We start from the raw sequence: 22,426 nt of genomic DNA on the forward strand, positions 1-22,426 counted from the left end.
ATATGAGGAGCAGTTAATCGGCTGCTCTTTTTTTATTATTATTTTTATTTTGAAAAAATCAGATGAATTTTTATTCTATTTTACAAAAGTATATTTTGAAACAAAATGATTTTACAATGTATTTATCATTCTTTACTTATAATTATATTAATGAATAAAATAAAGGGCATAGTTTTGTTCTTTTGTTAAAGATAAAAATACATGACCCCTGAAAAATTAGAGAAAAGGACCCAGCTTGGCTCCATGTTTATATAAATGAAACAATAAAGGGGTGAGATGGAGGTATCTTCATGGTTAGATTGATTATTACAGAAAAGCCATCAGTCGCAAAAAATATTGCGGATGCCTTAAATATTAAAAATAGGAAAGATGGTTACTTTGAAGGGAAAGATTATATTGTTACATGGGCATTTGGACATTTATTACAACTTTATGATGTAAAAGATTACGATGAGGGAATGACAAGGTGGAGAATGGAAAACTTCCCATTTATCCCCTCTCAATTTCGCTATAAAGTAAAAAGTGATCCTCGTAATAAAGATAAAGAAGATTTTGGTGCAAAAAAGCAGTTAAAAATAATATACCAGTTAATCAAACGAAATGATGTTGATTCAGTCATATCCGCCTGTGATTATGATCGGGAAGGACAAGTTATTGGGGATACAATTATTTATAATCTCAAGACAAAAAAACAAGTATATCGGTTATTATTGAACGAATGGACTCCAGATGAAGTTTTAAAAGGACTTCAAAAATTAAAGTTAAATACAGAAATGAGGCCACTTCTAGACGCAGGTATTAGCCGTCAGTGGGCAGATTGGGTAATTGGGATAAACTTAACCTCTGTAGCAACATTGAAGTATCAGAAAGGTTCTGGAAAGGCGCTAAACATTGGAAGAGTGCTTTTACCAACTTTAAAAATTATTTATGATCGAGATAAGGAAATTGAAAACTTTGTACCAGAAGAATATTTTAAACTCACAGCCACATTTATAACTAAGGATGGTAATGAGTACAGTGGTATCTATGTGGAAGATGAGGAGGATAAATTTAAGAATAAGGAAACATTGGAATTAGTCCAACAAGTATTAAAAAAACAAACCGCCACAATCATTGACAAAAAGGTTGAATTAAAAAAGGAATATCCGCCCTATTTATTTAATCTTTCGAACTTACAAGGTTTTATAACTAGTAAATATAAGGGATGGACTTCTGATAAAGTCTTAAACGTGGCTCAATCACTTTATGAAAAGAAATATATTACATATCCACGTACTGCAAGTGTAGTATTGGAAGAAAGTTTAGTAGATAAGGCAGCTAATGTACTTAATAATTTAAAAAAAGGTTTACCATATGAAAATGAAATTACTTTTGTAAAAAAGAAACGTATTTTTGATAATTCAAAAGTAGAAAGTCACAGTGCGATTATTCCGACATATTTACTTCCAAAATCATTATCGAGGGATGAAGAAATTATTTATAATGCGATTAAAAATCGATTCATTATGCAGTTTATGCCTAATGCTGAGTATGAAGAAACGAAAATTATCACCAAAGTGAATAATGATGGAATAAAAGGACTGTTTAAATCAAAGGGGAAAGTACAGTTAGTTGAAGGATGGAAAAAAGTAGAGAATGTTGAATCGAAGGATACTATATTACCGTTCATTAATATAAATGAGATCGTTAGTATTGAAGATTACCAATTGAGCACACATGTGACAAAGCCACCGAAGCATCATACAGAAAAAACATTATTAAGAGTAATGGAAACATGTGGTAAGGGTAGAGACAAAGAGGATGATGATAGTGAAGAAATGATGGCAGCTATTTTAAGTGGTTTTAGCATTGGTACTCCAGCGACAAGAGCTGAAACCATTAAAAAGTTAAAAGATGTCGGCTATATTACTATTCAAAATAAAAATTTAATATGTACGGAACTGGGAAGAAAGTTAGTTGAAACATTTCCGGTAAAGGAATTATTTGACTTAGAATTTACCGGTAGATTAGAAAAAACATTATCTGATATTGAAAAGCAAAAGTTTAGTAAAGAAAGTTTTTTGAATTTAATTTTTGATTTTACAACAGAGGCAGTTAAAACAATAAAAAATGAAAGAGACTTCATAATAAATGAAGTATCAAAGGAAAAGAAATCCGTTGAGATTCTTGGAAAATGTCCTGTTTGTGGACATGGAATTATTGAAGGACAAAAAGGTTTTGGATGCAGTAATTGGAAAAACGGTTGCAAATTTGTCATTTGGAAAAATGACAAATATTTAGCCGCTATGAAAAAGAAACCTACAAAAACGATGGTAAAGAGTCTATTAAAAAATGGAGTGGTTTTTGTCAAAGGTCTAACGAGTAAAAAAGGGAATAAGTTTAACGCTAATTTACGCTATGAGAAAAATCCTGATAACGAATATTTTAGTTGGAAGATGGAATTTCTTGAAAAGTAGAACGTTAAAAGTGTTAAAAAAGTATGGATCAGCAAAATGGTTATTGTATCATCCACTCAAGTAAATCCCTAGCTGCTACTACAATTTCTAGACCTGATTATTAAATGACTACTTGTCTAAGGTAACCGATTGCTCATTATTATTTATTCACAAAATGGGAGCAAGTGTATTATTAAGGTGGCCATAATCGTGAACTATTTAAAAATACTAGGTAATGATATTTCTAAGCGATTTTGAGAGCTTATCGCTAACCTTAAACAAATTTTTTAAATAAAGATATTGGTTGAACCCTAACCTAAACATAGGCTAAAATAATATAGCGTAAATAAACCTTTTGAGCAAGCTCAATACTTGAAGGTATATTGTCAATAGGAAACTTTTTTATGAATACGGAATTTGGAGGGTAAGGGATGCCAACACCGAGTATGGAAGATTATATTGAACAAATTTATAATTTAATTGAAGAAAAAGGATACGCCAGGGTATCTGATATTGCCGAAGCGTTATCTGTACATCCCTCCTCAGTAACAAAAATGGTTCAAAAGCTTGATAAAGATGAATATTTAGTTTATGAAAAATATAGAGGGTTTAGTTTAACTGCAAAAGGGAAAAAAATTGGGAAACGCCTCGTTTTTAGACATGACTTGCTTGAACAATTTCTTAAAATTATTGGTGTTAAAGAAGAAAACATATATAAAGATGTGGAAGGAATTGAGCACCATTTAAGCTGGGATGCCATTGACCGGATTGGTGATCTTGTTCAATTTTTTGAAGAAGAACCAAGCCGAATTGAAGCCCTAGCAGAAATTCAAAGACAAAATGAAAATGTTGAATGAAAAAAGCACCTGGTTAAAAATTGCCAGGTGCTTTTAAAATAAATTCGGATAGTGATCAAAGGTTTGAGCATGATCAGGTAATAGGGATACGTGTCCTTCTGAGTCAATATGTGTATGTACCCCATTTAGTAAGCCATTTTCAGCCTCGATAATTGCTTTTTTGTATGATATAACTCTACCTTCTGATGTTACGAAACTGATGATTTCCCCAAAATGATTCCTATGTAATGCGACAATCGTTTCCAGAGAAAGTCCTCCTTTCTACAATTCATTTTTATTATTTCTAAAGAAAGTAGAATTTAATCTAAAAATGACAAAAAAACTCGCCTCAATATGACGAGTTTTTTATTCCCATATATAGGGTGTTTCCTGATATACATAATAGTTAAGCCAGTTTGAAAAGAAGAGATGACCATGAGAACGCCAACGATTAACTGGAGGTTGGGAAGGATCATTATTTGGAAAATAGTTTTCAGGGATATGAATTTTTAATCCTTTGTTTAAATCCCTTTTATATTCTTGTGCTAATGTATCTGAATCATATTCCAAGTGCCCTGTAATCATAACATGTTTTCTATCTTTGGATGCAATTAATAAGGGACCCGCATCATCAGAAGCAGCTAACAATTTTAATTCCGGATGGTTGTTAATGGCATCAATCGATACATCGGTATACCGGGAATGCGGTGCATAAAAATGATCATCAAAGCCCCTTAATAATATTTCATTTTGTTCAAAAATGCGGTGGGCATATATTCCTGAACATTTACGAGGTAGCTCAAATTTTCCGATTCCATAATGATAGAATAGGGCAGCTTGTGCACCCCAGCAAATATGTAGAGTTGATGTGATGTTTGTTTTTGTCCATTCCATGATTTCAGTTAATTCAGTCCAATATTTAACTTGGTTAAATTCTAATAACTCTACTGGAGCGCCGGTAATGATCATTCCATCGAATTTTTGACGATGTACATTTGAAAAGGTGGTATAAAACTGTTCTAAATGTTGTTTGCTAGTATGGGTCGATTCGTATGAGATTGTCTTTAAAAACTTAACATTTACCTGTAATGGTGTATTTCCTAGTAATCTTAAAATCTGTGTTTCTGCTTTTTCCTTTTCAGGCATTAAATTCAATATCAGAATATTTAAAGGTCTAATATCCTGGCTGACAGCTCGTTCGTCATCCATGATAAAAATATTTTCTTTTTCTAAAATCTCCCTAGCAGGCAAAAGTTTTGGAATATTAATAGGCACTTGAAAATCCCCCCTTATTTGGTTGTATGATACATTCATTAATACAACGATACATTGAATAAGTCAATGAATATTTAAAAAATTTAATACACTTATAATAAACTGGAAGATTCATTTGAGTAAACCTATCTCTAATTTTTTTGTCGGAATGAAAATACTCTTTTGTTACAATATAGAGGTAGATTGATTTTATGTTGAATGCGGGGGATTATGTTGGGAATCGGAACAATTGTTAAGTCAGACATCGAAATCGCACAAGCAGCAAAAATGAAGCCGATCACTGAAATTGCTAAAAATATTGGATTAGCAGAGGAAGACCTTGAACTGTATGGAAAATACAAAGCTAAAATTTCGAATGAGGCATTGGCAAGACTTCAAACTAAGCAATCAGGAAAGATTATTTTAGTGACATCTATTAATCCTACACCGGCTGGAGAAGGGAAATCAACAGTAACAGTTGGGCTCGGTGATGCATTTAACCGGTTAGGGAAAAAAGCAATGATTGCAATGCGAGAACCGTCGCTCGGGCCAACGATGGGAATTAAAGGTGGGGCTACTGGAGGAGGATACGCGCAAGTATTGCCAATGGAGGATATTAATCTTCACTTCACCGGAGATATGCATGCAATCACAACAGCAAATAATGCCCTGGCTGCATTAATCGATAATCACCTCCAGCAAGGGAATGAATTGAAAATCGATCAGCGCCGTATTGTATGGAAGCGTGTGATGGATTTAAATGATCGTGCCTTAAGAAAGGTAATTGTTGGACTTGGTGGTCCTCTTCAAGGTGTTCCTAGGGAGGATGGATTTGATATTACAGTAGCATCCGAAATAATGGCTGTCCTATGTTTGGCTAAGGATTTAAAGGATTTAAAACATCGGTTGTCCAAAATAGTGGTTGCTTATAATGTTCATAAAGAACCCGTGACTGTTGGGGATTTAGGGGTTGAAGGTGCATTAACTTTATTGCTGAAAGATGCTGTAAAGCCAAATTTGGTTCAAACAATTGAGCATACACCTGCTCTTATTCACGGTGGTCCTTTTGCGAATATTGCACATGGCTGTAATAGTGTTATTGCCACTATGACTGCTTCTAAGTTGGCTGATTATGTCATAACAGAAGCTGGTTTTGGTGCTGATTTGGGGGCAGAAAAATTTTTACATATCAAATCAAGAAGTGCAGGTATTTATCCTGCTGCAGTGGTGGTCGTGGCCACTATACGCGCATTAAAAATGCATGATGGTGTTCCAAAACATAAACTAGCAGATGAAAATAGTGCTGCATCATTGACAATTGGAATTGCCAATCTCAAAAAGCATATCAATACGATTAAAAGTTTTGGCCTTCCAGTAGTTGTTGCGATTAATAGATTTATGACCGATACGGACCAAGAAATTCAAACATTATTAGAATGGTGTAAAGAAGAAAATGTCCCTGCAGCCATTACTGAGGTTTGGGAAAAAGGCGGTGAGGGTGGTCTTGAATTAGCTAAAAGACTTCTTTCAACGATAGAATCAGCTGAAAATAACTTTAAACCATTATATGATCTTTCTGATTCTATAGAAGAAAAGGTCAGAACGATCGTTCAAAAAGTTTATGGTGGAAAGGATGTTGAGTTTTCAGCGAAAGCGAAAAAGCAATTAATTGAGTTTGAAAAGTTTGGTTGGTCTAATTTACCAATTTGTATGGCTAAAACTCAATATTCATTATCAGATGATCCTTCCAAACTGGGTCGTCCGTATGATTTTACAATTACCGTCAGAGAATTTAAGCCATCTATTGGTGCAGGGTTTATTGTTGCTTTAACGGGAGAGGTTATGACAATGCCTGGTCTTCCGAAGGAACCAGCTGCCTTAAAGATGGATGTAGATGAAAAAGGAAATGCGCTTGGTCTTTTCTAAAGGAGTCGAAGTAAATGTTTGATCCAACAGCCTTTGATAACATGAAGGTTATTATTGAAGGTGCCCTGTATGATCATGAAATGGCTGGGGATATTATTATTATAGATAGAAATGATTGGGTTAATATAGCCAAGATGTCCCGACAGTTTAATATTAGTTTTACATTTCCTCAAGATAGCGAAAGAACTACATCAGCAACAATAGAATTACATTCAGGGATCTCCAATTTGGCAGCAGAACTTACCCCCGAATCCAACTCAGGCAAGCTCTCAGGTGCGTTCGTTAAACTGTTTTTTACTCTACTTCATCCTAATGAAACCAATTACTATCAAACAATAGAAACGATTATTTTAGATATTTGGGGACATTCTAGAACAATTACACAGCATGTAAAATGGAACCCATTAAATAGACAGGAAACAATCAAGAATGTAGTAACCATTGACTTTAACAGAATGATTACCGAAGAACAAATGGAAGATTTACTTGAAATGACTAGATATATGTTCATCACCTTAGAAAGATTGTATGAATTTCTTCGAGCTAAATGAGACCAGTTTTATAACTGGTTTCATTTTTTGCCTTTTACAATATTTACATCGTTTAATTTAAAAGTTACTATTAGTAGTAGGTACTAATAATGACGAGGAGGCATTTCTATTGCTAAAAACTGCCTGGGTTACGGATAGCACGGCCTATTTAGATGAAAAATTAATGAACCATCCAGATGTATATTGCGTTCCTTTATCAGTTATCTTAGATGGTGAGGAATTTGTGGACGGTATTAACTTAACTCCTAATCAATTATTTGAAAGGTTAAAACAGCTCAAAAGCCCTCCAAAAACTTCTCAGCCTTCAGTAGGGGCATTTCATGCATTGTATGAAAAGCTGGAGAAAAAATATGATCAAGTGATTAGTGTTCACTTATCAGGAAAACTAAGTGGAACAGTATCATCTAGTCAGCAAGCTGCCAAGCTGGTGCAAATTCCGGTTACTGTAGTTGATTCCAATATTCTTTCTTTTCCAATGTCAGCTCTGATGAAAAAAGGAATGGAACTCCTAGAAGCAGGGGAAAATCTTCAAGAAGTCATAAAACAAATGGAAGAGATTAGAGATACGAATGAAACCTACGTATTAGTCGGAAGTTTAGAGCAGCTTCATCGAGGCGGTAGGCTGTCGGGGTTAAAATTTTTCCTCGGCAGTATGTTAAATATAAAGCCAATCATCTCTTTTGATAAAGGGGCCTTATTTGTTAAAGATAAGGTTAGGAGTGAAAATAAAGCAAAAGAACGAATTTTAAATTACTTTAAACAAGCATATGAAAAACATTCTTTTAAAGAAGTATATCTATTGTATGGTCTATACGAAGAGCAAGCAAATGAGTGGCGCAGTGAGCTGGAGCTAGCATATCCTGAACTTAAAGTTTCGACAGCTCCTTTAGGAGCCGTTATAGGTGTTCATGCAGGAGAAAACACCCTAGGCATTAGTTGGTTCAATGGTATGAAATAGAGAGTTACAAAATAAGACCTCAATATATTTTGAGGTCATTTTTTTATGTTAAAATATCATAGATAAAGGCAGGTGGATCTAGGTGAAAAAAAATATTATCGAAGAAACCGAAAGATTTGTTCGAAAAGAATTAGGGGATGATGCCACAGGACATGATTGGTTTCATGTGGACCGTGTTCGGAGAAATGCATTACATATTTGTAGAAAAGAAGGAAAAGGTGACCCATTTATTATTGAAATGGCAGCATTACTTCACGATATCCCTGATGAAAAGCTAAATGAAAGTTTGGAAAAAGGTGAGCAAAAGCTTCATTCATTTCTAGAATCCTTGCCGATTGGAACAAATGAAAAGGATCGTATAAAAAAAATAGTTTATACAATTTCATTTAAGGGTGGTCACGCTTCTAAATTAGAAACGGTTGAGGCAGAAATTGTTCAAGATGCAGACCGGCTTGATGCCATTGGCGCCATTGGTATTGCTAGAGTTTTTGCCTTCGGCGGGAAAAAGGGACAACCGATCTATGATCCGGGCATCCAGATTAGGCGAGAAATGAGTTTAGAAGAATACCGAAATGGAAAATCCACTAGTATCCATCATTTCTATGAAAAGCTCTTAAAATTGAGAGATTTATTGAATACAAAAACAGCGAAAAATATGGCTGAAGAGCGTCACAGAATGATGGAGGCATTTTTAGATCAATTTTATCGTGAATGGAATGGACGAGAACTATGAAAATACTATCAGTTGAAAATATTTCAAAAACATATGGAGAAAAACAATTATTCAAGCAGATTTCCTTTACCATTGCTGAAAATGATCGGGTTGGGCTGATAGGGATAAATGGTACTGGCAAGTCGTCTTTATTAAAAATTGTTGCAGGATTGGATCTCCCAGATGAAGGGAAAGTGATTTCAGGAAAAGACTATTCAATTGCTTATTTGAGCCAACAGCCAGATTTTGATGCGAATCGAACGGTACTTGAGCAGGTTTTCGATGGAGATGCTCCAATCTTAAAGGTTATGCGGGAATACGAAAGGACATTGACATTACTAAATATTTCCCCAAATGATACAAGGGTTCAAGAGGATCTTTTTCGCTTGCAAAAACAAATGGATGCGATTGATGGATGGGATGCGAGCACAAATGCAAAATCAATCCTGACAAAATTGGGTATTGATGATTTTAATCAACAGATTGGTCATCTTTCGGGCGGGCTAAAGAAAAGGGCCGCCTTGGCGCAAGCTTTGATTGCTGAACCCGATTTATTGATACTTGATGAGCCAACGAACCATTTGGATTTTGATACCGTTAAGTGGCTTGAGGACTACTTGAGCAGATATAAAGGTTCTATACTCCTTGTTTCTCACGATCGTTACTTTTTGGATCGAGTCACAAATAGAATGTTGGAATTGGACGGCGGTAAACTATACAGCTATAAGGGGAATTATGCTGCTTTTTTAGAAGCAAAATCGATTCGTGAAGAAAATGAAGCAGCCACGTATGAAAAAAGAAAAAACTTATTTAGGCAAGAACTCGAATGGATCCGGCGTGGTGCAAAAGCTCGTACAACCAAGCAAAAAGCTAGAATTCAACGGTTTGAAGAATTAAATAAAAAGATCTCTAGTGGCAAGCCGTCTGCGGATAAACTGGATTTGTCAATGAGTGGAAGCAGGCTTGGTAAACAGGTGTTTGAACTAAAAAATGCTTCAAAAAGATTTGGCAAGAAAACGATTCTTAATCAGTTTGATTTGATTGTTAAACCTGGAGATCGGATTGGTATTATCGGACAGAATGGTACCGGAAAATCTACATTGTTAAATATTCTTGCCCAACGAATACCATTAGATGATGGGGAGTTCATCATGGGTCAAACGGTGAAAATTGCCTACTATACACAAGAAGGCGAAGATATGGATGAAAATATGCGAATGATTGAATATATCAAAGAGACCGCTCAAATTGTGGAGACATCGGATGGAAAAATAGTAACAGCAGCACAAATGCTTGAACGTTTTTTATTTCCATCTTACACCCATGGAACACCTATTCGAAAGCTATCAGGAGGAGAAAAACGAAGATTATATTTATTAAAGATTTTGATGACAGCACCGAATGTATTACTACTTGATGAGCCGACAAATGACCTTGATACACAGACATTGACAGTATTGGAGGATTATTTGGAAGATTTTCCTGGAGTTGTCATCACTGTATCTCATGATCGTTATTTTCTTGATAAGGTTGTTGAACAACTTTTGGTCCTTAAAGGGGAAGGAAGAATAGAATCGTTTTATGGAAATTATAGTGAATACATGGAAAAAAACACCTTATCTGCTACAGAAAATACACCTCCTTCAAAAGTGATTGCAACGAAGACTCAGGAGAAAGTAAAAAAGAAAAAAATGACTTATATGGAGAAAAAAGAATGGGAGGAAATCGATCAAACAATTGCTCAAACTGAAGGTCTGTTGGCAGAAGTTGTTAATGAGATGGCGAATGCAGGTAGTGATTTTGCGAAATTAGAGGAATTAATGAAGAAGGAAACAGAATTAAATATGAAATTGGAGCACTTAATTGAACGATGGACCTATTTAGCCGAGCTTGCAGAAAATGAGTGAAAACGATTTGAAAGCATTGTATATGAATGTACCTTATTCAATATGTTAAACTTGAAATTAGAAATTATAAAAATAAGGTGATTGAATTGAATATTATATCCATAGAGCCTACACCAAGCCCTAATACAATGAAAATTACTCTAGATCAAGAACTTCCAATGGGCAAGAGCCATAATTATAAAAAAGAAACAGCAGGAGATGCCCCTGATGTTATCAAGAAAATCCTTGAAATAGAAGGTGTAAAAGGTGTTTACCATGTAGCAGATTTCCTTGCTGTTGAACGGAATGCAAAATATGATTGGAAAGTGCTACTGCCAAAGATTCGAATGGCTTTTGGCGAAAAAGCAGTTGAACAGGGAGATACGAAAATAGCTATTGACAGTCATTTCGGGGAGATTAAAGTTGAAGTTCAAATGTTTAAAGATATTCCCCTTCAAGTAAAGCTGACAGATGGTTCTATTGAAAAACGATTTGGTATGCCTGAATACTTTTTAAATTTGCGGGAAAAAGCACAGCTACCCGAAGAGAACTATATTTTATTAAGAAAGTGGAAGAACTTTGGAGTAAGGTATGGAGATATTGATCAAGTAGGTCATGAGGTAGTTGAAGAATTGATTGCAGCTTATCCGAAAGAACGACTTGAGGAATTGGTCAAAAAGGCACAAACAACAGAATCGGAATCAGAACCGAAAACAAAACACCGTTGGAGAAAAGTGACATTAGAAGATTTGAATCACCCTGATTGGCAATACCGATACCAGCTACTTGAACAAATGGATGATCCTCAGCTAGAGGATTTGCCTGTTCTTGAAAAAGCTTTGTCAGATGTAAAGCCATCCATTCGAAGACTAGCAGTTGTTTATCTAGGAATGATTAAAGATAAAGCCGTTTTACCACTTTTATATAAAGCGCTTAAAGATAAGACGGTTACAGTAAGGAGAACTGCTGGAGATTGTTTGTCCGATTTAGGATTTCCCGAAGCACAGGATGCAATGTTGGAGGCCTTAAAGGATCCAAGTAAATTGGTCCGCTGGCGGGCGGCTATGTTTTTATATGAGGTGGGAGACGAACGAGCTCTTCGAGCGTTAAAACAGGCCGAGAACGATCCTGAATTTGAGGTAAGCATGCAAATAAAAATGGCTATTGAACGGATTGAAGGGGGAGGGGATGCCAAAGGGTCAGTATGGAAGCAAATGACGGAAGCGAGAAAATCAAGTGAATAATTTGGAAAATGGGTAAAAGCTATAGTAATATTTAGAGCGATCATTGAAACGGAGTGATAAATATGTTAAATGCTTATGAAGAATATATGAGACAAATGGTGCAGCCGATGCGGCAAGAACTAACAAGAGCTGGGTTTAAGGAGTTGATAACCGCTGAAGAGGTAGAGGAATTTATGGAAAATGTGGAAGGTACAACTTTAGTGGTAGTTAATTCCGTATGCGGTTGTGCTGCTGGGCTAGCTCGTCCTGCTGCAACACAGGCTGTATTAAACAGCGAAAAGAAACCAGATCATCTTGTTACGGTATTTGCCGGACAAGATAAAGAAGCAACAGCAAAAATGCGTGAGTATTTTGAAGGCATTGAGCCATCATCCCCATCCATGGCTTTATTAAAAGGAAAAAAAGTCGTTCACTTTATTCCACGCCATGACATCGAAGGTATGCCGATGGAATCAATCATGAATAATTTGCTCGGTGCGTTTGAAGCACACTGTTAATAAAAAAGGACGAATTTGTTTCGTCCATTTCTTTTGTAAAAGGCGAAATAATATGTTTTTTATCAGCTTAACTAAAGAATGGACAACAAAGCAATAGAAAGAAATATAACGAACATATGAAACTTTTTTTAAGGAAATTTCGTAAATAAACTATTACGAAATTAGGAGGAATGTAAAAATGGCAGTAAGTTTATCAAAAGGACAAAAAGTAGACCTTACTAAGACAAATCCAGGTTTAACAAAAGTAGTTGTTGGACTGGGCTGGGATATTAATAAATATGACGGTGGGTATGATTTTGACTTAGACTCTTCTGTATTTCTATTAGGAGAAAATGGGAAAGTTACTACAGAAACCGATTTTGTTTTCTACAATAATCCTAAAGGGGGTAATGGTGCTGTTATACATAATGGAGACAATCGTACTGGTGCAGGTGACGGTGATGACGAACAAATTAGTGTAAACCTTTCAATGGTGCCAGCAAATATTCAGAGAATCGCTTTTACCATTACCATCCATGAAGCTGATATTCGAAAACAAAATTTTGGACAGGTATCTAATTCCTATGTTCGTATTTTCAATGAAGTAACTGGAGAGGAATTAATTCGTTATGATTTAGGAGAAGATTTCTCCATTGAAACAGCTATTGTTGTGGGCGAGCTTTATCGTCACAATGGTGAGTGGAAATTTAGTGCCATCGGCAGTGGTTATCAAGGTGGTTTAGCAGCACTGGCTACTGATTTTGGTTTACAGGTGGGCTAACTTGAAAAGAGGAAAGGACCAGCTTTAGCTGGTCTTTAGAAAAATTGGTTACATCTAGGAGGAAATACTTGAATGTCTGTTTTTCAAGATATTTTAAATACTTATGCACAGTTTTTTGATTGGGAAATGTGGGGTGAGGTATTAACAGATCCGGTATCCTGGGGATTAATAGGTACGCTTGTTATACTTGAAGGTTTACTTTCAGCAGATAATGCTCTAGTTTTAGCTGTAATGGTTAAACATTTACCTGAAAAGCAGCGAAAAAAAGCGCTCTTTTATGGATTATTAGGAGCCTATCTATTCCGATTTATCGCCATTGGTGTAGGTGTTTATTTAATTAAACTTTGGTGGGTAAAAATATTAGGTGCCGGTTATTTGGCATGGTTGTCAATTAAATACTTTATGGATAAACGAAAAGAGGCACTAGCGACAGAGTCGGAAGAAGAACACAGCATAAATAAAAATGGATTATTAATCCGTTTATTTGGAACTTTCTGGGGTACAGTGGCTGCGGTTGAGTTAATGGATATTGCTTTTTCAGTTGATAGTGTTCTAGCAGCATTTGGAATTAGTGAAGAAGTATGGGTACTATTATTAGGTGGAATGCTTGGAGTTTTAATGATGCGAGGCATTGCCGGTATCTTTATTACGTTAATTGATCGTATTCCAGAACTTGAAACGACTGCGTATATATTAATTTTATTTATTGCAATTAAAATGTTGTTGAAAGTATTCCACATTGATATAGGGCATGTCACATTCTTCGTCATTTTATTAGTAACGTTTGGAGCCACATTTGTTGTTCACTTTATGAATAAAAAGAAAAAAACGAGCAATGAAAATCAGTCATAAGGTATCTATTTAAATGGGAGAGTTAACGTAAGGAACCTCCCATTTTTTATTTAGTGGTAAAGCTAGACCATGGTTTTTATATATGCCTATGCCTTAGTACGGCGCAAAATGATTGCCTGGAATTTTCTAAACTGTTGATCAGTTATCGTTCTGAGGCAAGAGGTAGTTTGATAAATCTTAGTTAATAATGATTAAATGAAAAAATTTGGAGGTCAGGGCAGGGGGATAGAAATTTACAATTATTTTAATGAAGGGATTCCTCTAAAAAGCCTAGCTTTTTTCCACTTTTAATTTGAAAAGAAGTATATAAAGACATGAAAAAATACTATAACACGTAACTAGAAATACAATGACCATGGTAAATGATTTTATAACAGTTGAAAGAAGTAGTGTAAAAATAATACTAAACAGAAATAAATCGAGATAAATAAAAAGCTCTGATCCCATAACTTCGAAAACCGTTTTTAATTCTTCTTGGACTGTTTCTGCCTGCGGTCGTTTATATAAAAATCGCAATGTTAGTCACCTACTTAAACTTGAGTACTCAATACTATGTTGGGACAAGGAAAAATGTGAATAAAAGTGAAAAATTCTTGTTATGACGAAACATTTTCAATCAATAACCGTATATACAAATGTATCAATTTTCTTAACTGTGTTAGGATGAAGAATAAATTTTACATAATTTGTTAGTTTGAAATTAAGCTTTCGTTTTCAGAGGGAAGGGAATTGGATTGCTACCAACAATCAATCAATTAAACATCCGACAGGTATCCCTCACATACGATAATTGGATTGGGATGCTGAAAAAGCCGCTCCCGGAGCGACCAAATTATTTGTTGCAAAATGGGACGATTCAAATTGGCCAAGTGTTGGGGAAATTCCTCGGGGTTCCAATAGATACGGATGAGTATTATAATCAGTTATTTGATTATGTCCACTCGCCGGAAACAAATCTTCAACTATTAAGTAAGGATTCTTTGAATAAAGCAATAAATAATTTGCATTTTCAATCGATACAGAGAGTAATCAATATTAACGAGGAACAGAAACTGTCACCCAACCGATTTACCGCTTTCCTAGAAGGAGAAGAGCTAATATTAAAATCCAGAGTGCCGGCGGTCCACCGCAAATTGAGGGAAGCCATGAAGGAAACATTGGAATTATTTGCTGCCCGGGAAAACAATGGGTTAAATAATTCCGAACTAAGGCGTGTTCTTGTGGATCTCGTCAAGTGGTTATATAACCACCTACAACCTCTACTCAAAGATGCTAATCCCGAAAAAGAAATGCCAAAGTTTTTATGGTATGGGGATTTTAAGAAAAGTCATCAGTATTTTATTTATTATTTAATTAAGCTAGGTTGCGATATAGTTATTTTTCATCCGGAAGGAAAAGACCTCCTTGAAGGAATGGGAATAGATGATATTTTTGAATTCCGCTACCCAAAAATGTCAACTCCAGAACCATTTCCAACGAAAAGGCGCAGTCGGAAAACAACGGTAGCGTATCGAGCTTCAAAGGAAATTGAAAGGGTATTAAACCAGGAAGGTTCAGGTCTATATAAACCATGGCAATTAAGAGAATACATCCCGTCATCATTGACCTTGAAAACGACTTACGATGAATTGTTTATTCTGGGGAAAGAGATTGCGATGATTCGCCCTGAATTTGAGGTGAAAAATGGACAGGTGAAAATACCTTCTATTTTCGCAAAAATTCAAGGTGTTAGCAGAAACAGAAAAGAGTACTGGGATAGAATTCATTCTCTTAACCAACTTGAGCACACCCTATTCATTCAAAGGCTTCCGTTTTCAATTCCTAGTTCAAGCGACTTTCGATTTCATTACCGTAATGCTTTAGAAAATGATGGTCGAATTAATCCGGAAACAATCATTCAAGCACACTATTGGCCTTATTCCTATTTGCCAAAGGGTTTACAATACGGTTTGGCAGAAGCCATTAGGAGACTTTGTGAAAATCCAGGATTAAAACGATTATCTACGGAAAACATGGAAGAAGTTAAAATTTATCTGTTTACTCAATCCATGTTTATGCCGAAAAACATCATCCAGTTGCTAGAGAAATTCGATTATTCTCAACATGTACCTAAATTAATTATTTTTAATAATGAACGAACCGGAACGCTTTCCAGGTCAGATGCTGCTCTGATCCTACTACTTAATCAATTTGGTATTGATATCATTCTATTTAATCCAACTGGCCATAACGACATTGAGAATTACTTGGACAGCCAATTATTTGATATCCACTGGCTAGAGGATGTTGTATTTGATTTGGAGTATAAGGAGCCGTCCATTTTTCAAAAAGGGCTTATCCAAGGAATCTTGAAAAATTTAAGGGGGGACTAACCATTGAATTTATCACCAAATCCATCTAATGATATTACTCTGCAGTCTGCTGAAGATAAATTAACTGAAATAAAGGTTTCTGATATTAAGCTGGCACTTCGAAAGGAACCCGAAATTCAAAATTTAGCCCGGTCAATAGACGAGAGGGACCAAATCCAAATATTGGAGTTTGGGAAGGAACCGGCAGAACAAATCTCCCGTTTTTCAGATCAAATTTTAGGAAATATGAGGACGACTAAGGTTGAGGATTCCGGTGAACTGTTGAAACAACTGGGCAGAATTATGGATAAGTTTGATCCAAAAGATTTTCAAAAAACACCAGGTGGTCTTTTTGGCAAGTTATTTAAAAAAGGCGAAAAGATGATAGAAAAGCTGTTTGGAAAATATCAGACGATGGGTCATGAAATTGATAAGGTGTACGTAGAAATTTCTAAGTACAAACAGGAAATGGTCGAAGCCACCAATATGCTTGAAGAAATGTATGAACAGAACTACCAATATTATTTGACCCTTGAGAAGTATATTGTTGCAGGTGAAATAAAGGTGGAGGAATTGAAAAATCATCAACTTCCTCAGCTGGAGACTAGGGCTGCTTCAGGTGATCAGCTAGCTTCAATGCAGCTGGATTCACTAAGAAACGCGATTGAGGCATTAGAACAAAGAGTCTATGATCTTGAAATGGCAAAAATGGTAGCCTTGCAGACGGCTCCACAAATTAGGATGCTTCAGCGCGGAAATACTAAATTGATAGGTAAGATAAATTCTGCATTTGTAACTACTATTCCAATTTTTAAAAATGGCTTAATTCAAGCAGTTGCCGCTAAGCGTCAAAAGCTGGTTGCAGATTCTATGAGTGAACTTGATCGCCGAACAAATGAGATGCTGCTTAGAAATGCACAAAATATTTCACAGCAAAGCACCAATATTGCAAGACTTGCTGGTGGACCGAGCATTAAAATGGAAACGATTGAAGAATCTTGGAACATAATCCTTAAAGGATTGCAGGAAACAAAAGCAATCGAAGAAGAAAATAAACGTTTACGCCAAGAAGGAACAAAACGCCTGGAACAGCTCCAGGAAAACTTTAAAAAGATAAAGCTGTAATATTTATGAGGTGAGAGAAATGGCTATTAATTTACAAAAAGGACAGCGTGTAGATTTAACGAAAGGAAATCCGGGACTGACAAAAATTATGGTAGGCTTAGGTTGGGATCCTGTTCAAAAAAGTGGTGGTGGAGGCTTTTTTAGCACTTTATTTGGTGGTGGCAGTGCCCCGAATGTGGACTGTGATGCTTCCGTACTCATGTTGGGAGACAATGATAAACTGCAAAATAACAAGGATGTCATATACTTTGGCAACTTAAGAAGTATAGACGGTAGCGTACAGCACTCCGGTGATAACTTGACTGGAGTTGGTGACGGTGATGATGAGCAAATTATGATTGATCTAAGTCGTGTACCAGTTCATATTCAAAAACTCGTATTTGTGGTTAATATCTATGATTGTGTAAAAAGAAAACAGCACTTCGGAATGATCCGAAATGCATTTATTCGTGTCGTGAATCCTAATACCCGTCAAGAATTAATTCATTATAATTTGACCGATGATTATAGTGGTAAGACATGCCTTGTAGTCGGTGAAATTTACCGGCATGGAAACGAGTGGAAATTTGCGGCTGTTGGTAATGGAACAAATGCGACTGGATTGGCCGAAGTTGTTCGTTCGTACAGCTAATACTTAGTTACACTGTGCACCCGTTTAAGAAGGTGTTAGCTGTTAACGAATAAAGTTCAGGATGAGGTGATACAATTGGCCATCAATTTAACGAAAGGACAAAGAATTGATTTAACCAAAACGAATCCAGGATTAAAAAAAGTTATTATCGGTCTCGGTTGGGATACCAACCGCTACCATGGCGGACATGATTTCGACTTGGATGCATGCGCATTTTTGACCGATGAAAATAGTCGAGTGATTAATGATTTAGATTTTGTTTTCTATAATAATTTATCTGATCCGTCCGGGGCAGTTGAGCACACAGGAGATAATCGAACAGGATATGGAGATGGCGATGATGAACAAATTCGTATTGATTTTAGAAAGGTACCTTCCCATGTACAACGCATTGCCATTACAGTAACTATTCATGAGGCAGAGGCAAGAAAACAAAATTTTGGTCAGGTAAATAACGCCTTTGCTCGTGTTGTTGATGAAGAAACAGGACGTGAGATCCTCCGATTTGATTTAGGAGAGGACTTTTCGGTAGAAACAGCAGTGGTTATCTGTGAGCTGTACCGTCATAATGGTGAATGGAAATTCAACGCTGTCGGGAGCGGTTTTGCAGGTGGACTTGCTGCTTTATGCCGGAATTTTGGATTACAAGTTTAAAGTTTATAGAAGGCTACTAGTTTTAGTAGCCTTTTTTGTGTGCGCCCGGCATGGGTGTAATCTATAGGGTGAAAGTCCCGAGCTGCGAAGGCAGAAGTAGCAGTTAGCTTAACGCAAGGGTGTCCGTGGCGACACGGAATCTGAAGGAAGCGAGCGGCAAACTTCCGGTCTGAGGAACACGAACTTCATATGAGGCTAGGTATCACTGGCTGAGTTTGCACATCAAAATGAAGCCCCTTCTGCCGAAGGTGATACAGAGTAAATGAAGCAGATGGATGGAAGGAAAGATTACACTCTTACCCGGGGAGGTCTGGCTGGCACGCCAAGTAACCTTGGTAACCTATCTAGTGATAGATAGCTAAACAGTCAGAAGTCAGCTGAAGTCATAGTACTCTTTCAATCCCGAGATGGAAGAGGAAGGACTGAACAATTAAGGAGAACGAATCGCTAGGCATTCATCTTCTGTGTTGAAGCAGACAATCCGATAGGACTTACTAGAAGAAGGAAGTGGTGAATTCCACGGGGGACTTCAAGAGGCAATACACGCAAGAAATATTGGCGGATTGCCTGCAGTCCCATTCTACACAAAACCCTCGACAACTCCTATTGGAAGAGTCGAGGGTTAGTCACCCCCTCCTACTCGATTAAATAAATAGTAGTATTTGACTACGAGAACGATCTAAGGTACGTCCATTCCGTCCCGTCTTGTATACTTTATCTTCTGTTTGTTGAGCAAGTCATTTGGAGCTGAATAGAGGGCTTGCTCTCTTCTTCAATTTTCCTCAACTTACCTATTTTTATTGAAAACTATCAATCTATTTAGCATGTTATAATTATAATATTATATTATATAAGACGGGGAAATAATCATGCGTAAATGGGTTATCCTATTTTTCATAATAAGCTTGTACCTTCTATCAATTCGAACATCCCAGGCATCGATTGAAGGGGTTGCTTTAGGCGATTTTCCTAGTGATACGGTTCTCTTTCAATCTCTTAATCCCAATTTACCAAAACAATTAAAGGAAATAATCTATCTTCCACGTGAGTCATTCAATAATAAAGATGTTGCGTTGATGATTAATCGAATTGGTTCAATAAGGTCATCAATCATTGAAAAAATTTATCAAGAGGGTATCATCGTAAATCTATTTTCTGGAAAACTTACGGATCACACGACTACCCGCCATTTGTCAGGAAAAACACCGAGAGGCTATCAAAACGAGGTAACTTGGGATGATGTACCTGGTATTGGCGGATCTAAGGTTGTACATGTGAAAATTGGTGCGAGTGAAAAAGGAAATGGACATGGGTCAGTGAATTTGGAATTACATGAATTGGCCCATTCTATAGATAATCTCGTATTTAATAATATAAGTAAAACTCAGGAATTTAATGAAATATGGAAGCAGGAGTATGAAAAATTATTTCCTAATAACGAATACTTTCAATATCATGAGGAATATTTTGCTGAAGCCTTTGCCATGTATTATTTAAATAAACAAACAAAGGAACAACTAAAAACGAAGGCACCTTTAACCTATCAGTTGATGGAAAGTCTTCATTAATCCCTACATGATTTCAGTGTTAGATGGAGAGTTATATGATATTCTAGAAGAGCATTGGTGTTTCAATAGAAATGGAGAGTGATTCTTTTTGCAACATCCAGAGTATGCCTATTTAGACTTGTGTCAGTATGTACTTGATAATGGCATTAAAAAAGATGATCGAACAGGAACAGGGGTTTTATCGGTTTTTGGTTATCAAATGAGGTTTGATTTGAATAAAGGTTTTCCTTTATTAACCACTAAAAGGGTTCCTTTCCGTTTAGTGGTAAGTGAATTACTGTGGTTTATAAAAGGTGATACCAATATTCGCTTCTTACTTCAACATAATAATCATATTTGGGATGAGTGGCCATTTAAAAAGTATGTAGAGTCAGAGGAATATAATGGTCCAGATATGACAAACTTTGCCCATCGTTCACAGCAAGATAAAGAATTTGCTAAAGTTTATCAAGAGGAGAAAGACAAGTTTTGCAATCGGATTTTAAAGGATGATGAATTTGCAAAGAAATGGGGATCCATTGGTCCTGCAGCATATGGTGCACAATGGAGAAGTTTTCAAGGCCCTTATGGATCAACTGATCAATTAAAAGAGGTCATTGAACAAATTAAATCCAATCCTGATAGCCGTAGACACTTAGTTGTAAGCTGGAATGCAAATCAATTTTCACATGGGGAAGCACTGCTACCACCATGTCATACACTTTTTCAATTTTATGTTGCAGATGGAAAATTGAGTTGTCAGTTATATCAACGTTCAGGTGACATCTTTTTAGGAGTTCCATTCAATATTTCAAGCTATGCGCTTCTCACCCATTTAATTGCCCATGAATGTGGTTTACAAGTTGGTGAATTTATACATTCATTAGGTGATGCCCATATTTACTTAAATCATATTGAACAAGTAAAGACCCAGCTTAGTCGTGAACCAAAACCACTTCCTACATTAAAACTTAATCCTGAAGTAAAGTCTGTATTTGACTTTACTATGGAAGATATTCAAATCATTGGATATGATCCTCATCCTACCATTAAAGCACCCATTGCTGTGTAATTTTTAATTAAGAAGAGAGGTACCTGTATATGATTTCCTTTATTGTCGCAATGGACAAAAATCGGTTGATCGGAAAAAATAATCAGCTGCCATGGCATTTGCCGGAGGATTTAAAATTCTTTAAAAGGGTAACGATGGGGCATCCGATTGTCATGGGGAGAAAAACACACGAGTCGATTGGACGAATCTTACCTGGCCGAGAGAATATCGTTATTACTCGCCAACAGGATTATAAATGCAAAGGCTGTACCATGTTTTATTCTATAGATGCATTTGTTAACTACTGCAAAGAGCAAAACGATGAGATTTTCGTGATAGGTGGAGCAGAAATTTTTAAAGAAACATTTCCTTATGCAGATCGGCTCTACATCACATTTATTAACGAAGAGTTTGAAGGGGATACCTATTTTCCAAATTTTAATGAAGAGGAATGGAATCTTGTCTCCATTGAAAAAGGTATCAAGGATGAAATGAACCCATATGATTATGAATTTAGGATTTACGATCGTAAAAAATGAGAAGTTAATGTATTTGAATCAGTTTTAGGTATCTTTAGTTACACAGTTATTGGATTAATACTAAAGGATTAAACTTAAACAATTAATAACCCGAACTATTGTTGGACTCTTTTTCAGAGTATTACAAAGTAGTTCGGGTAATTATTAACTCCAAAACTAATGACCTAGCCTATATCGCATTAGTATGTTAATTCATATTCTTCTAACTTTGCTAGCATCCCATTAAATTCGTGCGGGTGGCAAAATTCTTCCTCGCGAAAGTTTGTTTTTACCCAGGCAATTAATTCCTTCGGACTATTAAAATATTCTCCGCTCCGATCGCTTTTACGAATTGTATACCTTCCATTGTCATCGTCAATTGTAACTTCTACAGGGAGAGCACTATCCAGACTGCAAAGAGAAAATTCCATCCCACTCACATCCTTTTATTAAGGCTCTATAATAAATGTTGGGGTTTTCATACAATTTTGGTCAAAAAAAAGACACGCAACCCCGTCATTCTTTTATACTTGAATTGTCCAGAAACAAGCAAAAAGAATGGAGTTGCGTGTACTATGAATTCTATCATGAATATCCCAGGATTAAAAGGCTGTCAGGTGATAAAAATGGAGGAGCGT

The 22,426-nt window shown here is 36.1% G+C and carries 21 protein-coding genes; 18 read left to right on the top strand and 3 right to left on the bottom strand.

Going from position 1 to position 22,426, the window contains the following annotated elements:
* Positions 1–290 precede the first annotated feature (290 nt).
* Positions 291–2,456 carry a type IA DNA topoisomerase gene (locus tag GZA11_RS09415; RefSeq protein ID WP_163183570.1) on the top strand — a complete coding sequence of 722 codons (2,166 nt, stop codon included), beginning with the start codon at positions 291–293 and terminating at the stop codon, positions 2,454–2,456.
* Between the two features lie 410 nt (positions 2,457–2,866).
* Positions 2,867–3,292: a transcriptional regulator MntR gene (mntR, locus tag GZA11_RS09420; protein WP_038535743.1), complete on the top strand. Its 426-nt coding sequence runs from the start codon at positions 2,867–2,869 to the stop codon at positions 3,290–3,292.
* Positions 3,293–3,325: 33 nt separating this feature from the next.
* On the opposite strand, the gene GZA11_RS17050 is transcribed toward mntR, so the two are convergent.
* Together GZA11_RS17050 and metA are read right to left on the bottom strand one after the other, a co-directional pair.
* Positions 3,326–3,538, bottom strand: coding sequence for a DUF3892 domain-containing protein (locus GZA11_RS17050; protein ID WP_081905163.1), 213 nt, complete (start codon positions 3,536–3,538; stop codon positions 3,326–3,328).
* Positions 3,539–3,637: 99 nt separating this feature from the next.
* Positions 3,638–4,546, bottom strand: a complete 909-nt coding sequence (gene metA / locus GZA11_RS09425) for a homoserine O-acetyltransferase MetA (RefSeq protein ID WP_038535736.1) — start codon at positions 4,544–4,546, stop codon at positions 3,638–3,640.
* Positions 4,547–4,756: 210 nt separating this feature from the next.
* On the opposite strand from metA, the gene GZA11_RS09430 reads away from it, so the two are divergent.
* From GZA11_RS09430 to GZA11_RS09505, 16 genes are all read left to right on the top strand, one after another.
* Positions 4,757–6,451 carry a formate--tetrahydrofolate ligase gene (locus GZA11_RS09430; protein WP_204317762.1) on the top strand — a complete coding sequence of 565 codons (1,695 nt, stop codon included), beginning with the start codon at positions 4,757–4,759 and terminating at the stop codon, positions 6,449–6,451.
* Between the two features lie 14 nt (positions 6,452–6,465).
* Positions 6,466–7,002, top strand: coding sequence for a hypothetical protein (locus GZA11_RS09435; RefSeq protein WP_163183572.1), 537 nt, complete (start codon positions 6,466–6,468; stop codon positions 7,000–7,002).
* Positions 7,003–7,111: 109 nt separating this feature from the next.
* Positions 7,112–7,960 carry a DegV family protein gene (locus GZA11_RS09440; protein WP_163183573.1) on the top strand — a complete coding sequence of 283 codons (849 nt, stop codon included), beginning with the start codon at positions 7,112–7,114 and terminating at the stop codon, positions 7,958–7,960.
* An 82-nt stretch (positions 7,961–8,042) separates the two neighbouring features.
* Positions 8,043–8,693, top strand: a complete 651-nt coding sequence (locus tag GZA11_RS09445; RefSeq protein ID WP_038535729.1) for an HD domain-containing protein — start codon at positions 8,043–8,045, stop codon at positions 8,691–8,693.
* Positions 8,690–10,579 carry an ABC-F family ATP-binding cassette domain-containing protein gene (locus GZA11_RS09450; protein ID WP_163183574.1) on the top strand — a complete coding sequence of 630 codons (1,890 nt, stop codon included), beginning with the start codon at positions 8,690–8,692 and terminating at the stop codon, positions 10,577–10,579. Before GZA11_RS09445 ends, GZA11_RS09450 begins: the two co-directional genes overlap by 4 nt.
* A gap of 86 nt (positions 10,580–10,665) precedes the next feature.
* On the top strand, positions 10,666–11,802 hold the full coding sequence (locus tag GZA11_RS09455) for a conserved virulence factor C family protein (RefSeq protein WP_038541742.1): 1,137 nt from the start codon (positions 10,666–10,668) through the stop codon (positions 11,800–11,802).
* A 62-nt stretch (positions 11,803–11,864) separates the two neighbouring features.
* Complete coding sequence (locus tag GZA11_RS09460; RefSeq protein ID WP_163183575.1) at positions 11,865–12,299, top strand: BrxA/BrxB family bacilliredoxin; 435 nt, start codon at positions 11,865–11,867, stop codon at positions 12,297–12,299.
* Positions 12,300–12,477: 178 nt separating this feature from the next.
* Positions 12,478–13,059: a TerD family protein gene (locus GZA11_RS09465; RefSeq protein ID WP_038535726.1), complete on the top strand. Its 582-nt coding sequence runs from the start codon at positions 12,478–12,480 to the stop codon at positions 13,057–13,059.
* A gap of 72 nt (positions 13,060–13,131) precedes the next feature.
* A complete protein-coding gene (locus GZA11_RS09470) occupies positions 13,132–13,911 on the top strand; it encodes a TerC family protein (protein WP_163183576.1) in 780 nt (259 codons plus the stop codon).
* 734 nt (positions 13,912–14,645) lie between these two features.
* Complete coding sequence (locus GZA11_RS09475) at positions 14,646–16,283, top strand: YceG family protein (RefSeq protein WP_163183577.1); 1,638 nt, start codon at positions 14,646–14,648, stop codon at positions 16,281–16,283.
* A gap of 3 nt (positions 16,284–16,286) precedes the next feature.
* On the top strand, positions 16,287–17,387 hold the full coding sequence (locus GZA11_RS09480) for a toxic anion resistance protein (RefSeq protein ID WP_038535721.1): 1,101 nt from the start codon (positions 16,287–16,289) through the stop codon (positions 17,385–17,387).
* Positions 17,388–17,406: 19 nt separating this feature from the next.
* On the top strand, positions 17,407–18,018 hold the full coding sequence (locus GZA11_RS09485; protein WP_038535719.1) for a TerD family protein: 612 nt from the start codon (positions 17,407–17,409) through the stop codon (positions 18,016–18,018).
* A 75-nt stretch (positions 18,019–18,093) separates the two neighbouring features.
* The gene (locus GZA11_RS09490; RefSeq protein WP_038535716.1) at positions 18,094–18,672 is read left to right on the top strand and encodes a TerD family protein; all 579 of its coding nucleotides are present in this window, start codon (positions 18,094–18,096) and stop codon (positions 18,670–18,672) included.
* Positions 18,673–19,541: 869 nt separating this feature from the next.
* Positions 19,542–20,240 (top strand): anthrax toxin lethal factor-related metalloendopeptidase, encoded by a 699-nt coding sequence (locus GZA11_RS09495; protein WP_163183578.1) that lies wholly within the window; start codon positions 19,542–19,544, stop codon positions 20,238–20,240.
* An 88-nt stretch (positions 20,241–20,328) separates the two neighbouring features.
* Positions 20,329–21,291, top strand: a complete 963-nt coding sequence (locus tag GZA11_RS09500; protein WP_163183579.1) for a thymidylate synthase — start codon at positions 20,329–20,331, stop codon at positions 21,289–21,291.
* Between the two features lie 29 nt (positions 21,292–21,320).
* Complete coding sequence (locus GZA11_RS09505; protein ID WP_163183580.1) at positions 21,321–21,809, top strand: dihydrofolate reductase; 489 nt, start codon at positions 21,321–21,323, stop codon at positions 21,807–21,809.
* A gap of 179 nt (positions 21,810–21,988) precedes the next feature.
* Here GZA11_RS09505 and GZA11_RS09510 read toward each other — a convergent pair whose 3' ends face one another.
* Positions 21,989–22,219 (bottom strand): hypothetical protein, encoded by a 231-nt coding sequence (locus tag GZA11_RS09510; protein ID WP_163183581.1) that lies wholly within the window; start codon positions 22,217–22,219, stop codon positions 21,989–21,991.
* Positions 22,220–22,426: the final 207 nt, after the last annotated feature.

Origin of the sequence: Neobacillus sedimentimangrovi, from assembly GCF_010614825.1 — a bacterium.
In the GTDB taxonomy this organism is placed as follows: Bacteria; Bacillota; Bacilli; order Bacillales; family Cytobacillaceae; genus Neobacillus; species Neobacillus thermocopriae.